Origin of the sequence: Plantactinospora solaniradicis, from assembly GCF_042658085.1 — a bacterium.
Classification (GTDB): Bacteria; Actinomycetota; Actinomycetes; order Mycobacteriales; family Micromonosporaceae; genus Plantactinospora; species Plantactinospora solaniradicis.
In genome coordinates, this window is record NZ_JBHSPR010000018.1 from 27,813 (window position 1) to 40,667 (window position 12,855).

Annotated in this window: 15 protein-coding genes; 13 read left to right on the forward strand and 2 right to left on the reverse strand. The window is 72.4% G+C overall.

Annotation, left to right across the window (positions count from 1 at the left end; genetic code table 11):
- Window positions 1–240: 240 nt before the first annotated feature.
- From ACFP2T_RS21820 to ACFP2T_RS21865, 10 genes are all read left to right on the forward strand, one after another.
- On the forward strand, window positions 241–804 hold the full coding sequence (locus tag ACFP2T_RS21820) for a hypothetical protein (RefSeq protein WP_377424574.1): 564 nt from the start codon (window positions 241–243) through the stop codon (window positions 802–804).
- Window positions 798–1,721: a hypothetical protein gene (locus ACFP2T_RS21825; protein ID WP_377424575.1), complete on the forward strand. Its 924-nt coding sequence runs from the start codon at window positions 798–800 to the stop codon at window positions 1,719–1,721. Before ACFP2T_RS21820 ends, ACFP2T_RS21825 begins: the two co-directional genes overlap by 7 nt.
- 77 nt (window positions 1,722–1,798) lie before the next feature.
- A complete protein-coding gene (locus tag ACFP2T_RS21830) occupies window positions 1,799–2,374 on the forward strand; it encodes an SAF domain-containing protein (RefSeq protein WP_377425177.1) in 576 nt (191 codons plus the stop codon).
- Window positions 2,375–2,376: 2 nt separating this feature from the next.
- Window positions 2,377–3,177 (forward strand): ParA family protein, encoded by an 801-nt coding sequence (locus ACFP2T_RS21835; protein WP_377424577.1) that lies wholly within the window; start codon window positions 2,377–2,379, stop codon window positions 3,175–3,177.
- On the forward strand, window positions 3,167–4,744 hold the full coding sequence (locus ACFP2T_RS21840; protein ID WP_377424579.1) for a CpaF family protein: 1,578 nt from the start codon (window positions 3,167–3,169) through the stop codon (window positions 4,742–4,744). The genes ACFP2T_RS21835 and ACFP2T_RS21840 overlap by 11 nt, the downstream gene beginning before the upstream one ends.
- Before the next feature lie 10 nt (window positions 4,745–4,754).
- Window positions 4,755–5,657, forward strand: a complete 903-nt coding sequence (locus tag ACFP2T_RS21845) for a type II secretion system F family protein (protein WP_377424581.1) — start codon at window positions 4,755–4,757, stop codon at window positions 5,655–5,657.
- Window positions 5,657–6,526 (forward strand): type II secretion system F family protein, encoded by an 870-nt coding sequence (locus ACFP2T_RS21850; protein ID WP_377425178.1) that lies wholly within the window; start codon window positions 5,657–5,659, stop codon window positions 6,524–6,526. Before ACFP2T_RS21845 ends, ACFP2T_RS21850 begins: the two co-directional genes overlap by 1 nt.
- Window positions 6,527–6,564: 38 nt before the next feature.
- Complete coding sequence (locus ACFP2T_RS21855; RefSeq protein ID WP_377424583.1) at window positions 6,565–6,807, forward strand: hypothetical protein; 243 nt, start codon at window positions 6,565–6,567, stop codon at window positions 6,805–6,807.
- A gap of 3 nt (window positions 6,808–6,810) precedes the next feature.
- Window positions 6,811–7,245, forward strand: a complete 435-nt coding sequence (locus ACFP2T_RS21860; RefSeq protein WP_377424584.1) for a TadE/TadG family type IV pilus assembly protein — start codon at window positions 6,811–6,813, stop codon at window positions 7,243–7,245.
- Complete coding sequence (locus tag ACFP2T_RS21865) at window positions 7,242–7,766, forward strand: TadE/TadG family type IV pilus assembly protein (protein WP_377424585.1); 525 nt, start codon at window positions 7,242–7,244, stop codon at window positions 7,764–7,766. Before ACFP2T_RS21860 ends, ACFP2T_RS21865 begins: the two co-directional genes overlap by 4 nt.
- A 62-nt stretch (window positions 7,767–7,828) precedes the next feature.
- Here the strand turns inward: ACFP2T_RS21865 and ACFP2T_RS21870 are convergent, their stop codons facing one another.
- The gene (locus tag ACFP2T_RS21870) at window positions 7,829–8,779 is read right to left on the reverse strand and encodes a pentapeptide repeat-containing protein (protein WP_377424586.1); all 951 of its coding nucleotides are present in this window, start codon (window positions 8,777–8,779) and stop codon (window positions 7,829–7,831) included.
- Between the two features lie 162 nt (window positions 8,780–8,941).
- Between ACFP2T_RS21870 and ACFP2T_RS21875 the strand changes: the two genes are divergently transcribed.
- Together ACFP2T_RS21875 and ACFP2T_RS21880 are read left to right on the forward strand one after the other, a co-directional pair.
- The gene (locus tag ACFP2T_RS21875; RefSeq protein ID WP_377424587.1) at window positions 8,942–9,382 is read left to right on the forward strand and encodes a hypothetical protein; all 441 of its coding nucleotides are present in this window, start codon (window positions 8,942–8,944) and stop codon (window positions 9,380–9,382) included.
- Between the two features lie 15 nt (window positions 9,383–9,397).
- Window positions 9,398–10,762 (forward strand): LysM peptidoglycan-binding domain-containing protein, encoded by a 1,365-nt coding sequence (locus tag ACFP2T_RS21880; RefSeq protein WP_377424589.1) that lies wholly within the window; start codon window positions 9,398–9,400, stop codon window positions 10,760–10,762.
- A gap of 86 nt (window positions 10,763–10,848) precedes the next feature.
- On the opposite strand, the gene ACFP2T_RS21885 is transcribed toward ACFP2T_RS21880, so the two are convergent.
- Window positions 10,849–11,700: a Rieske (2Fe-2S) protein gene (locus ACFP2T_RS21885; protein ID WP_377424591.1), complete on the reverse strand. Its 852-nt coding sequence runs from the start codon at window positions 11,698–11,700 to the stop codon at window positions 10,849–10,851.
- Window positions 11,701–11,803: 103 nt separating this feature from the next.
- Here ACFP2T_RS21885 and ACFP2T_RS21890 point away from each other — a divergent pair, with 103 nt between their 5' ends.
- Window positions 11,804–12,853 carry an NAD-dependent epimerase/dehydratase family protein gene (locus ACFP2T_RS21890; protein ID WP_377424593.1) on the forward strand — a complete coding sequence of 350 codons (1,050 nt, stop codon included), beginning with the start codon at window positions 11,804–11,806 and terminating at the stop codon, window positions 12,851–12,853.
- The last annotated feature ends 2 nt before the right edge of the window (window positions 12,854–12,855 follow it).

The window sequence follows — 12,855 nt, forward strand, 5'->3', positions numbered from 1 at the left end:
CTATGCTCGCCCCTTGGACGACGCACAACTGCCGGCGAACAGTGGACGGAATGATCGGCTGGCAATAGCGGCGCCGAAAAACTAGATCGACTCAACCAAATGTGGACGCAGCGGCGCCGGGCCCGGTCGAGGGCCTCCGGGGCGGAGCGGCCGTGCCCACGTCCCGCCGATCCGGCGGGGCAACCCGGCTGCTCGCAGTCACCTGGCCGGCAAGTGGCGGAGCATGAGGAGGAGACACCGTTGCGAAGGCGGCAACTGGCCACCCTCTCGACCGCGCTGCTCGTGGCGGTCACGGTGGCCGCCGGGACCGGCTGCGGGAACCGGACGGAGGCCGGCACGCCAACCGGTGGTACCGGGGCCGAGGCCGCAGCCAGCCCCGATGCCGGGGCCGCGGCGGCGGAGAAATCCGCACTGGCCGCCTATGCCGGCTATCTCAACGCTTCCCGGAAAGCGGAGTCGGCCGGCAATCCACTTGATCCGGATCTGCGGAAATATCTTGCCGATCCACTGCTGACCCGAGTCAGGCTCACCATTCGCGACGCGAAGGAGCACGGCGCGATGCGCACCGGAAAGCTCGTCTCCAATCCGACGGTCACCGGAGTCGATCTCGTCTCCGATCCGGCCACCGTCTCGATCCAGGACTGCATCGACGCCACCGGCTATCGGCTGATCTACAAGAAGAACCGGGCCGTGGTACCGGGCTCGGCCGGCGGGCGCCATCTCGCCACCGCCACCGCCACCCGGTATCCGGACGGACGATGGCTGATCAATGCCGGCGCCATTCACGAGGACCAGCCGTGCTGACCCGGCGGGTGCTCGGTGCCGCTGCCGCCGGCGTACTGGTCCTGGCGGCCACGCTCGTGCTGACCGGTGGTCCCGCCACCGCCCGGGATCCGGTCGCCGAGTGCCCACCCGGGCAGGGCAACTGTGACGTCTGGGAGCACCTGCCCGGCGATCCGGACGACGACGACGGCGGCGGCTCGTCCAACCCCGGCGGCGACGGCTCCGGCGGCGGGGACCGGGTCTGCAAGAAGGACGACGGCACGGTAGTGCCGTGCTACGACGAGTTGCGCGGCTGGTTCAACAGCGCCGACGACTGCTACTACAAGCGGATGGAGCCCCAGTCGCCGGAAACACCGGCCGGGATGACCAGCTACCTGAAGACCTGTGGCGGGCCGGCGACGGCCGAGCCGGACTTCCTGGCCGACCCGCCGGCCGGCTTCGACCCGCCGGACCCCCGGGAGATGGCCCTCGACCTGCTCGCCGGTCTGGACCTGCCGGCACCGCAGATCCGGACCGCCCCGAGCGGCGCACCCGGCCTGGTCGGCGTGCCGGTCTGGCTGTACGACGCGTCGAGCTGGGATTCCGTAGTGGCCGACGACTCCGAGGGCGACGTCACGGTCGAGATCGAGGCGATCCCGACGAAGATCGTCTGGGACATGGGCAACGGCGAACCGCCCGTGACCTGCACCTCCGCCGGTATTCCGTTCAAGGCCGGCCAGCACGACCCGCGCCGGCCGCCCGACGGCGCCTGCACCTACGACGGCTACCCGCGCTCCAGCCTGGGACTGGACGGCGGGAAGTACCCGATCACCGCCACCAAGCACTGGACGGTGCCGTGGAGCAGCAGCACCGGTGACGACGACGAGGAGCCGCTCGCCGCCCAGTTGACGACCGAGGCCTCGATCCAGATCGACGAACTCCAGGTGGTGACCAGGTGACCGTGGCGACCACTCCCACCCTGGGCGGGCCGATCGACGCGCCGATCACCCCGCCCCGGATCGTCCGGCAGCGCCGGATGCGGCCCGGCCTGCTCGGCCTCGCCGTACTGCTCATCGCGCTCGGCGGGCTCGGCTCGGCGTTCGCGATCACCTCGGTACGCGCCACCGGCAGCTATCTCGCGATCGCCCGGGCCGTACCGGTCGGCACCGTGCTCGGCGCGGACGACGTGGTCGCCGTGCAGGTCGCCGGTGGGCAGGGCCTCGACCCGGTGCCGTCGGACCGGGTCACCGAGGTGATCGGCAAGCGGGCGGCCGTGACGCTGACCCCCGGCACCCTGCTGACCATGGCCCAGCTCACCGACAAGCCGCTGCTGGCCCCCGGGCAGCAGCAGGTCTCGGTGGGCCTCAAGCCGAGCGAGGTACCGGCGAAACGGCTCCGCCCGGGCGACAAGGTGCTGCTGTTCAGCACCCGGGGCGAGGGCGACAGCGCGGCCGCACCGGCCACCCGGTTCCAGGCCGTCGTCATCGACATGGCCACCCCGGCCGCCAACTCCGTGGTCCTCTACCTCGCGCTGGCGGCCAAGGACGTCCCGGCGGTGGTGGCGCTGGCCGCCGGTGACCGGATCGCGGTCGTACTCAGTGCGGCAGCCTGACCGTGGCCATCATCGCCCTCGTCTCGGCCAAGGGATCGCCCGGAGTCACCACGGCCGCGCTGGCCTGCACGCTGTCCTGGCACCACCGGACGGTGCTGGCCGAGTGCGACCCGGCGGGCGGTTCGGTGCTGGCCGGCTACCTGTCGGGGGCGCTTCCGGGTCCGCGCGGCATCGGCGAACTCGCGGTCGGCGAACTGCGTGACGGAAACCTGGAGCAGGCGTTCTGGTCCCAGTTGGTCGACCTCGACGCCCCCGCGCGGGAGCGGCTGCTGCTGCCCGGCGTCGTCGACCCGGCGCAGGCGGGCAGCGTGATCCCGCTGTGGCAACGGTTCGCGGACTTCTTCGGCGGACTGGACAGGGGCCGGCCGGCGTACGACGTGATCGTCGACTGTGGACGTCTGCACGTGGTCGGGCCACCCTGGCCGATCCTGCGGGCCGCCGACATCGTCCTGGTCGTCACCTCGGCCCGGCTGCCCGACCTGTCCAGCACCCAGGCCACGGTCCGGACCATCGAGCGGGACTTCGCCGAGCACCGCGTGCCGGCCGGGACGCTGCGACTGCTGCTGGTCGGCGCCGGACACGGCCAGAACGAGGTCGGCAAGGCCCTCCGGCTACCGGTGATCGCACAACTGCCGCACGACCCGCGTACCGCCGAGGTGCTCAGCAACGGCGGAACGGTACGCGGCAACCGGCCGCTGATGCGCGCGGCCAGCGGCCTGGAGGTGCCGATCCGGGCGATGCTCGACCGCCGCCGTGCCCGGCTCCGCTGGCCGGCGATCGAGGGGGTGCCGGATGCGGTTTGAGCCGGTCTACCACGACCCGCGACACGGCGACCCGACCACGGCGCCCGCCTGGCAGGTCATCCCGCACAACGGACACCAGCAGCCGGCGCTTCCGGTGGCCAACGGCTCCGCACCGCCGTACGTCGTACCGCCGCACCATCCGGCACCGCCGCACCCGGCACCGCCGGCCGCCCCGACCCGGGCCCGGGTCGACTTCGCGGTGGTCCGGGAACTCCGCCGACAACTGAGCGAACGGCTCACCCTGTGGCAGCGCGGTCGGGAGTTCAGCACGGAGGAGGAGGACGTCGAGCGGGCCCGGCTCGCCGTCGCCGTGGTGGCCGAGTACGCCGATTCCACCCGCCGGGCCGGTACACCGATGCTGGCCACCGAGGAGCGGATGCTGCTCGACCAGGTCAACGCCGAACTGGTCGGGCTGGGCCGGCTGCAGACCCTGCTGGTGGACAACACGATCGAAGAGGTGCACATCCTCGGCTGCGACCTGGTCCGGATCAGCCGGCGCGGCGGCGGCGTCGACTGGGCCGAGCCGATCGCGGACAGCGACGAGGAGATGGTGGAGATCCTCCAGGCGGCCGCCCGCCGGGCCGGTGCCACCGAACGGTCGCTCTCCACCTCGAAGCCGACCCTCGACCTCCAGCTTCCCGACGGCAGCCGGCTCGCCGCGGTCTTCCTGGTCAGCCACCGGCCGTACGCGGTGATCCGGAAGCACAACACCATCGAGGTGAGCCTCGACGACATCACCGGTGCCCGGGCCGACCTGGACGAGATGCTCGACGTGCTGATCCGGGACTTCCTCCGCGCGGCGATGCGGGCCGGGCTCAACATCATGGTCGCCGGGCTGGCCGGAGCGGGCAAGACCACCGTGATCCGGGCCCTGATGGACGAGATCCCGGCCGACGAGCCCTACGTGCTGCTGGAGGAGAGCCGGGAACTGCTGCCCACCCGGCGTGGGCGCAAGCACCGCGCGGTGATGAGCTTCGAGTCCCGGGAGGGGCACGGCGACCGGGGCATGGACGGTCGACCGGCCGGCGAGGTCAACATCGCCGACCTGATTCCGGTCGCGCTCCGGATGGGCGTACTCCGGATCATCGTCGGCGAGGTCCGGTCCCGGGAGATCGTTCCGATGCTCCAGGCGATGACCACCAGCCGGGGCTCGATGTGCACCATCCACGCCCGTACCCCGGCCGGGGTCAGCGAGCGGATCATCGAACTGGCCCTCTCGCACGGCCGGGAGATGACCGTCGAGCAGGCCCGCCGGATGGCCGGCAACGCACTGGACCTGATCGTCTACGTCACCATCGAGGACGAGACCGCGATCGGCGGCCGGAAGCACCGGTTCGTCTCGCACGTCGAGGAGGTCATCGGGGTCGGCGAGGGCAGCCGGATCACCACGACCACGGTCTTCGGCCCCGGCCAGGACGGCCGGGCGGTCCCGCGCCATCTGCCGGAACGGGTCCGCGACCAGTTGCTCCGGGTCGGGTACGACGCCCGGCTGCTGACCCGGTACATCGAGGCGGGGGCGGGTGCGTGGCGCCGCCCCCGGCACAGTCGACTCGGCCCACCGGCATGAGAACGCCGCCATGAACCTGCCCTCGAACATCGAGCTGATCGCCGTACTCTCCGGAATCGCCTGCGTCACCGGCCTGGTGCTGGCGGTCGCCGCGTTCGTCGGCACGACCCTGCCGGCCCGGCCCCGGGGCAGGTCCGGTCTGCGCCGCCTCTGGGTCGGCAGCGGCACCACCGCCCGGGAACGGCGGACCCACCAGACGCTGGTGGTCGGCGCCGTCCTGGCCGGAGCGGTGGCGTTCCTGCTCACCGGCCTGCCCGTGGTCGGCCTGCTGGTCGTGATCGCGGTGCCGGGCGCACCGTGGCTGCTCACCGCCGGCCGCGCCGAACGCCGGGCGATCAACCGGATCGAGGCGATCGGCGAGTGGACCCGCCGGCTGAAGGACGTCTCCAGCACCGGGCAGGGCCTCCAACAGGCCATCATCGGCACGGTCGCGACCGCGCCGGACCGGATCGACGAGGAGGTACGCCTGCTCGCCGCCCGCCTGGCGGCCGGCTGGCAGGCCCGGGCTGCGCTGCTCGCGTTCGCCGACGACATCGGCGACCCGGTCGGCGACCAGGTGGTGGCCGCGCTGATCCTGCATCTCACCGATCGGGGCGAGCGGCTCGGCGAGGTACTCGGCGCGATCGCCTCCGCCGCGGCGGCCGAGGTCGTCACCCGGCGCGAGGTGGAGGCGAAGCGGGCCCAGCCCCGGTTCGCGGTCCGCTTCCTCACCGGGATGACCCTGCTGGTCCTGGCGTACGGGCTGGTCAACCCGGACTACATGCGGCCGTACGGGACACCGGAAGGGCAGCTCGTGATGGTGCTGCTCGGCGCGGCCTTCGTCGCCCTGCTCGCCTGGGTCCGGTCGATGAGCCTGCCGCCCCGGCCGGCCCGGTTCCTCGCCCCACCCGAGGCCGACGAGGTGCTGACGTGATCCTCAACGGGCATCTCACCATCGGCGTGCTCGCGGGCGCCGCCGTCGGGTTGGGGCTGTTCCTGCTGGTTCGGGAGGCACTTCCGGCCACCCCGGCGCTCGGCCCGGCGCTACGCCGGCTGCACCAGCCTCCGGGGCTGAGCCGACCGGCCCGAACCGCCGGCCGCGATCTCGACTGGCTGAGCGGGCTGTCCCGGTGGCTGCGTCCACCGCATCGGCAGCTCGCGCTGCTCGGGCAGACGCCCGAGCAGTACACCCTGTCGCTGGTGCTCTCCGGCCTGATCGGCCTGGCCACCCCGGCAGTGTCGACCGCGATCCTGTTCCTCGCCGGGATCCGGCCACCGATCGTGGTACCCACCGTCGGCGCGCTCGGCTTCGCGCTCGTCTGCGTACTGCTGGCGCATCGAAGCGTACTGGTCAAGGCGGAGCGGGCCCGGCGCGAGTTCAGCCAGGCCGTCTGCGCGTACCTCGATCTCGTCGCCCTGCAACTGTCCGCCGCACACGGTCCGGTGCAGGCCCTGGAGCGGGCCGCGGAGGTCTGCGACGGCTGGGTCTTCGAGCGGATCCGGGAGGCACTCCGGATGGCCCAGCTCCAGATGCACTCTCCCTGGGACGAACTCCGCGACCTGGCGGAGAAGATCGGCATTCCGGAACTCGGCGACGTCGGCGCCATCATGCAGTCCTCCGGCACCGAGGGCGCCCAGGTGCACGACTCCCTGCGCGGGCGGGCCGACTCGCTGCGCGACCAGATCCGCACCGACAACCTGGCCCGTGCCGAGGCGGTCACCAGCCGACTCGACGTACCCGGCGCGCTGCTGGTCTTCGTACTCGTCGGCTTCGTCCTCTATCCGTTCGTGGCCCGCATCTGACCTCGACAGACCCGATATCACGAGAAGGGAGTGCCGCAATGTCAGTCATCGCATACCTGCACACCGCGTTGCTGATCCGGCTGGCCGAGTTGCGTCGCGACGGTGCGCGGGACCGGGGCGACAGCCCGGTGCCGACCGCCGTCATCATCTTCGGCCTGGTGGCAGCGGCCCTGGCGGTCACGGTGGCCGTGTCACGAAGCGTCTCGGACTGGATGGACGCGATCCCCGAGCCGGGCGGCGGCGGTACGGACACCGGCGCGGACCCCGCCGGACTCGACTGAGTCATGCCACCACCGCGCGGTCGTCCCTACCGGCGACGGGCGATCGGGGCGCGGCGGGACCGGGGTGCCAACCCGGTCGAGCTGGCCGTGCTGATGCCGGCCATCCTTCTGCTGCTGCTCGCCTCGATCCAGGCCGCCGCCTGGTTCATCGCCCGGGCCACGGCGCTGAACGCCGCCCAGTCGGCGGTCAGCGCACAGCGCGCGTACCAGGCCGAGCCCGGGGTGGGCGAGGAGCGCGCGGAGGACTTCCTCGTCCGGGCCGGCGACTGGCTGGTCGGCTGGGAGGTCACGGTCACCGTCCCGGAGCCGGAGGACACGCAGGTCAGCGCGACCGTCACCGGCAGGCCGCTCCGGATCATGCCGTTCATCTCGCTTCCGGACATCAGCGAGACCGCCTTCGGCACGGTGGAACGGTTCGCCGACGAGGACCAGCCGTGACCGCCCGGGACCGGGGCTCCGTCTCGGTGGAGACGGCGATCCTGGCGCCGGCCTTTCTGGCACTGGTGGCACTGGCCGGGGTCGCCGGCCGGACCGCCGTCGCACACGAGGCGATCGAGGTCGCCGCGCACGACGCCGCCCGGGCCGCCTCGATCTCGCGTACCGCCCCGGCGGGTCTGGACGCGGCACGGGCGGCGATGGAGGACCGGCTGGCGGCGGAGGGGCTCTCCTGTTCGGAGGAGCCGACGCTGGTCCTCGCGGGCTCGATGAACGGCGAGGACGCCGACTTCGAGGCCGTGTACGCCAGCGGCCTCGGCACGGACGCGTCGGTCGTGGTGACGGTCACCTGCGACGTGCCGCTGCGGGACCTGCGGATGCCGCTGTTGTCGGGCATGCGGACGTTCACCACCGTCGAGGCGACGTTCGCCTCCCCACTGGACCGCTACCGCGGCAGAACTCTCGGGCTCGCGGATTCAGGAGCCACTTCGGGTACGGACCCGAGAGGAAGTGGTGCGTGGTGAGCGTACGGGGTGGCGCCGGCTCGCGAACTTGCCACGTGGCGTGGAACGGTCCGTCTCTTGGCCTAACCGCTCCGCGTTGGTTCGTACGGCTGGTCCGGGTTGATCCCCTCCGGCCATCTGGTGCGCTGGTCGAAATCGACTCCGGCCAGGTTGGCGCCGTCGAGGCATACACCGGTGAGATCCGCGCCGCGGAGATCCGCACCATGGAGATCGGCGTCTTTGAGGTGGGCGAAGTTGAGTTTGGCGTTGACCAGCCGGGCGCCTTCGAGGCGAGCCTGCCGCAGGTCGGTTCCCTTCAGGTAAGCGTCGTTGAGTTGCGCTCGTTGCAGCCACGCGCCGGCGAGGTTGGCGTTCTGGCAGATGAGTCCGCGCAGGTCGCGCCCGGCCAGGCTGGCAATCCGGAGGTCCGCGAAGGACAGGTAGAGCGGTCGTTCATCGCCGGGGCGAGGTCGGTCCCCCAGGATGTACAGCGCCATCTGGACATCCTCGGCCCGCAGTCCCAGCCGCAGCATGCCGTCGTCCAGGGCCGGTGTGGGGTGCTGGTGATCGGATTGCGGCGGGAGCGTCCAGGGCGATCGGTTCCGGATGAACGCGGTGAGGATCCTGGTGATGGTCTGCCGGTCCTCGGAGGAGTCCCTGGCGACCCGTTCGAGCGCGTAGAGGCCACCTATCCGTACGTGGGTGTTGTCGCTGGCCAGTTGTTCGACGGCTCGGGTGATGCGGTCGGTGATCTGCCCGAGCCGACTGATCTGGACCTGCCGCCAGGTTGCGACGGCGCCCGCCACCAGAACGAGACCGGCGAAGCCCTGCAACAGGGTCGACCGGACGTTGTTCTGCAGTTGGGCTTGTGCCTGCTGCAACGTGATGCGCGTCTGCGCGTCCGCTACGCCTCGGAGTTCGGCGTTCGACAGGTTCGGATGCAGCACCAGCGGAATGACCACCAAGGCGCTGAAGGCGAAGAGGAAGGCGACTGCGAGGAGAGTCCCGGCAAGCCAGGGGGAGGGGCGTCTCATCGACAGTCCACTCCTCCTTCACCGGGCCCGGATCGCGCTCCCTCGGCCGGCCGTGGGCGCGCCATGACGCTGGCCCGCCGGACGTTCAGTGGACGCGGCTACGGCGATTATGCCGGACGGACCACTGAGGATCGGCCCCAGCCAGGTCGGGATGATCGACTGTTGCGCTGCGGGCACCCGGTCGGGCGGGACTCGGGGCGGGTGAGCCTCTTCCTCGCGGTCGCGCTGATCGGGGTACTGGCCATCATCGGGCTGTCGTACGACGGCGCCGGCCAGCTCCGTTCGATGCAACGCGCCGACAACCTGGCGGCCGAGGCGGCCCGCGCCGGAGGCCAGGCGATCGACCTGGACCAACTGCTGGACGACGGCACCACCGTGCTCGATCCGGCCGCGGTCGAGACCGCGGTCGACAACTACCTCGCGAGCGTGGACGGGGTCAGGCTCACGGAGGTGCGCTTCGACGCCGCCGGGGACAACCCCGCCCTGACGGTCAGCCTCGAACTGGACTACGACACCGTTTTCCTCGACCTCTTCGGCTTCGCCGACAACATCACGGTGCCCGGTACGGCCACCGCGACACTCCTCACTACGACGAACCGCTGAATAGGGGGCATTGCCATGCCTGCATCGCGGACGGCCCGGCGGGCCGGTCAGTTCTGTACCGGCCTCGGGGCGTTGACCGTCCTGATCGGACTGCTGGCCGGAGCACCGCTGGCCCTGCTGGCCCTCGCCGGCAACCCGCTACCCGACCACGTGCCCAGCCTCGACGAGATCGGCACCACGCTGACCAGCCGGGACGACGGACGACTCTTCCTGCGGGCACTGGCCGTCGTCGGCTGGGCCGGCTGGGCGACGTTCGCCCTCTCCGTCCTGGTCGAGGTGCCCGCCCGGATACTCCGCCGGCCGGCGATCCGGCTGCCCGGACTCGGCCGCCAACAGCGGTGGGCGGCATCGCTGATCGGTTCGGTGGCGCTGGTCCTCGCCGTCAGCCCCGCCGCCACCGCGGCGAGCGCGGTGGCCACGACCACCGTGGGGACACCCGCGCTACCGGCCGCACCGGTCGTGGCCGCCGCCCCCTTCATGACCGGTCAACCGAGCGTGGCCGGTCTGCCCGTGGCGGCGGAGCCCGCCTCCGGACCGGCGCCGCACTGGCTGGTGGCGCCGTCCAACAACCCGGCCAAGGAGCCCGTACCGGTGTACCGGGTGGAGAAGGGCGACTACCTCGGCCACATCGCCGGTCGCTATCTCGGCGACTTCGACCGCTATCCGGAACTGGCCCGGCTCAACGAGATCCGCGATCCCGACCGGATCCGGCCGGGCCAGCTCCTGCACCTGCCGTCGGCCGCCGAGGACCGGGGCGTACGCCAGCACGCCACCGGCCTGGTCGCGGTGCCACCACCGCCGGGCGGTTGGCCGCAGGACACGCCGGAGGCCGAGCAGCCGGAGAGCGAGCAACCGCAGGCCGAGCAACCGCAGGCCGAGCAACCGCAGGCCGAGCAGCCGGAGAGCGTGGCGCCGCCGCAGAACGCCGTACCACGGTCGACCGGTCCGACGACGAGCCCGCAGCAGCCGGTCGCACCACCGCACCCGGTCACCCCGCGACAGTCGGTCGCACCGCAACAGTCCGCGCCACCGCTGCGGTCCGCCGCCCCGGAACGGCCGGTCGCGCCGCAGCAGTCCGCCGCGCCACAGCGGCCGACCGCCTCGCAACAGCCGACGGCCTCGCAACAGCCGACGGCCTCGCAGCAGCCGACCGCGCCGGCGCCGGCCCAACCGCCCAATACGGCCGACGACGACGCCACGTACACGATCAGTGCCTCCCAGGCCGGCCCGGTGAACGAACTCAACCGGCCGCTCGCGGTGTCCGCCGTCATCGCGGTGGCCAGCATCGTGGGGGCGCAGGTCGGCGCGGTGTTCGGCCTCCGGGGCAGGTCCGGCCGACGTCCCGCGATCGGCAGTGGTCGGCACCGGCTACGCGGCTGAGCGCGTGGAGATCGTGCGGCGAGGGTCCCGATGGCCGGCCGCACGGTCGACGACGCACCGATGATCCCGGCAGTGCCCGATTGCGGTCAGGGGAGGCGGGTCTGGAGGATGCCGCCCACGATCCGGGTGGGTAGTACCTGCTGGTCGGTGCCGGCCGGGCCGTGCACCACCTCGCCGCCGCCCAGCTCGAACGTGCTCCCGTGCCAGGGGCACTTGACGCAGGTCCGGCCATCCACCCTGGTCACCTCGCCGGCGCCGAGCGGACCACTCTGGTGGGCGCACCGCTCCAGCATCACGGATACCTCGTCGCCGTCCCGGTAGACCACGACCGCGATCTCGTCGATCCGGCGGGTCAGCAGGGTGTGCTCCGGCAGGGCGTCCAGGTCCGCCACCGGATGCCAGCCCTCCTCGATCCGGCGCAGGTCGGGGACGCCCTGGTTGACCCCGGCCGCCTGCTTGTAGGCGAGATGCCCGCCGAGGAAGGCGCCGCCGCTGACCGCCGTCAGGCCGGCGAATCCGAGGGTACGACCGATGCCGTGCCGCCCGCTGAGCCGGGCGGCCAGCGAGCCGGCGTACAGCAGGATGCCCACGCCGTTCGCGGCGGCGTGCACCAGGCCCACCCGCTGCTGCTCCCGGGACAACGACGCCCAGTCGTTCCAGCCGGCGACGGCGGCGGGCAGTGCGGACGTCGTACCGACCGCCACCAGGGTGGTGGCGGCGCGGCGCTGGCCGGGTAGCAGGTCGAGGATCGCCGTGCAGGCCCAGGCACCGACCGGCACCTGCACCATCGCCGGATGCAGCGGATGTCCCAGCCACACCCCGTGCAGGAGGTCGCGGGCCCACTGCGGGCGGATCGCCGCGGCGACCACGTGCTGGATCCGGTCCGCCGCCCGGTCCAGGCCGGATGCCTGCTCAAGTCTGGTCAAAAAGGCTCGCACCGGCGAGGACTTCCCGACGATTGGCCAGGCAAACCCTCGGCACCCCGATACTCCCCGGACGGATTACGGCATGCCTCGGCCGGTGCGGGGTAGACCGGCCGACATGCGGATCGCGATCACCGGGGCCACCGGGAACGTCGGCACCGCGCTGCTGCGCCGGCTGGCCAGCGAGCCGGACATCGAGGTGATCGGCATCGCCCGGCGCTGCCCGGCGCCGGACGCGGGTGCGCCGTACGACCGGGTGGAGTGGCACGCCGCCGACCTCGGCGACCCGGCCTGCCTGCAACCGCTGGCCGACCGGCTGGCCGGCGTCGACGCGGTGGTGCACCTGGCCTGGCAGATCCAACCCAGTCACCAGCGGGCCCAACTCCGCCGGACCAATCTCAACGGCAGCCGGCACGTCCTCAACGCCATGCTGGCCGCCGACGTGTCGAAGCTGGTCCACGCCTCCTCGGTCGGGACGTACGCGCCCGGCCCGAAGGACCACCGGGTCGACGAGAGCTGGCCGGTCACCGGCGTCGGACGGTCCGGATACAGCGTGGACAAGGCGGCGGTGGAGGCCATGCTCGACGGGGCCGAGCGGGACTATCCGGTACTGCGGGTGACCCGGCTCCGTAAGGCCCTGGTCCTCCAGCGCGACGCCGGCGCCGAGATCACCCGGTACTTCCTGGGCCGGTTCGTCCCGGTCTCCCTGTTGTTGCGCTCGGGTCGACTGCCGGTGGTGCCCCGGCACCGACGGCTACGGGTCCAGGTGGTGCACGCCGACGACGTCGCCGACGCGTACCTGCGGGCCCTGCGCAGTGACCTGACCGGCGCGTTCAACATCGCCACCGAGCCGGTGCTCGACGGGCCGCTGGTCGCGGCGGAGTGGGGCGGCTGGGCGGCGCCGCTGCCGCTGACCCTGCTGCGGATGCTGACCCGGGCCGCCTGGCGGAGTCGCCTGGTACCCGCCGACGAGGGCTGGTTCGAGCTGAGCGCGGCGGTCCCGCTGATGGACTGCTCCCGGGCCGAGCGGGAGTTGGGCTGGCGGCCCCGGCGTGATGCCCGCGACGCGCTCCGGGACCTGCTCTCCGGCATCGCCACCGGCTCCGGCACGGACAGCCCGCCGATGCGCCCGAAGGGGCGGACCACCGGCCGCCACCAGGCGGCCTGATC

Excerpts from the sequence above, each read along its gene's own strand:
- ACFP2T_RS21830 (WP_377425177.1), top strand. The coding sequence starts at position 1,799 with ATGCGGCCCGGCCTGCTCGGCCTCGCCGTACTGCTCATCGCGCTCGGC.
- ACFP2T_RS21840 (WP_377424579.1), top strand. The coding sequence starts at position 3,167 with ATGCGGTTTGAGCCGGTCTACCACGACCCGCGACACGGCGACCCGACC.
- ACFP2T_RS21845 (WP_377424581.1), top strand. The coding sequence starts at position 4,755 with ATGAACCTGCCCTCGAACATCGAGCTGATCGCCGTACTCTCCGGAATC.
- ACFP2T_RS21855 (WP_377424583.1), top strand. The coding sequence starts at position 6,565 with ATGTCAGTCATCGCATACCTGCACACCGCGTTGCTGATCCGGCTGGCC.
- ACFP2T_RS21860 (WP_377424584.1), top strand. The coding sequence starts at position 6,811 with ATGCCACCACCGCGCGGTCGTCCCTACCGGCGACGGGCGATCGGGGCG.
- ACFP2T_RS21870 (WP_377424586.1), bottom strand. The coding sequence starts at position 8,779 with ATGAGACGCCCCTCCCCCTGGCTTGCCGGGACTCTCCTCGCAGTCGCC.
- ACFP2T_RS21880 (WP_377424589.1), top strand. The coding sequence starts at position 9,398 with ATGCCTGCATCGCGGACGGCCCGGCGGGCCGGTCAGTTCTGTACCGGC.
- ACFP2T_RS21890 (WP_377424593.1), top strand. The coding sequence starts at position 11,804 with ATGCGGATCGCGATCACCGGGGCCACCGGGAACGTCGGCACCGCGCTG.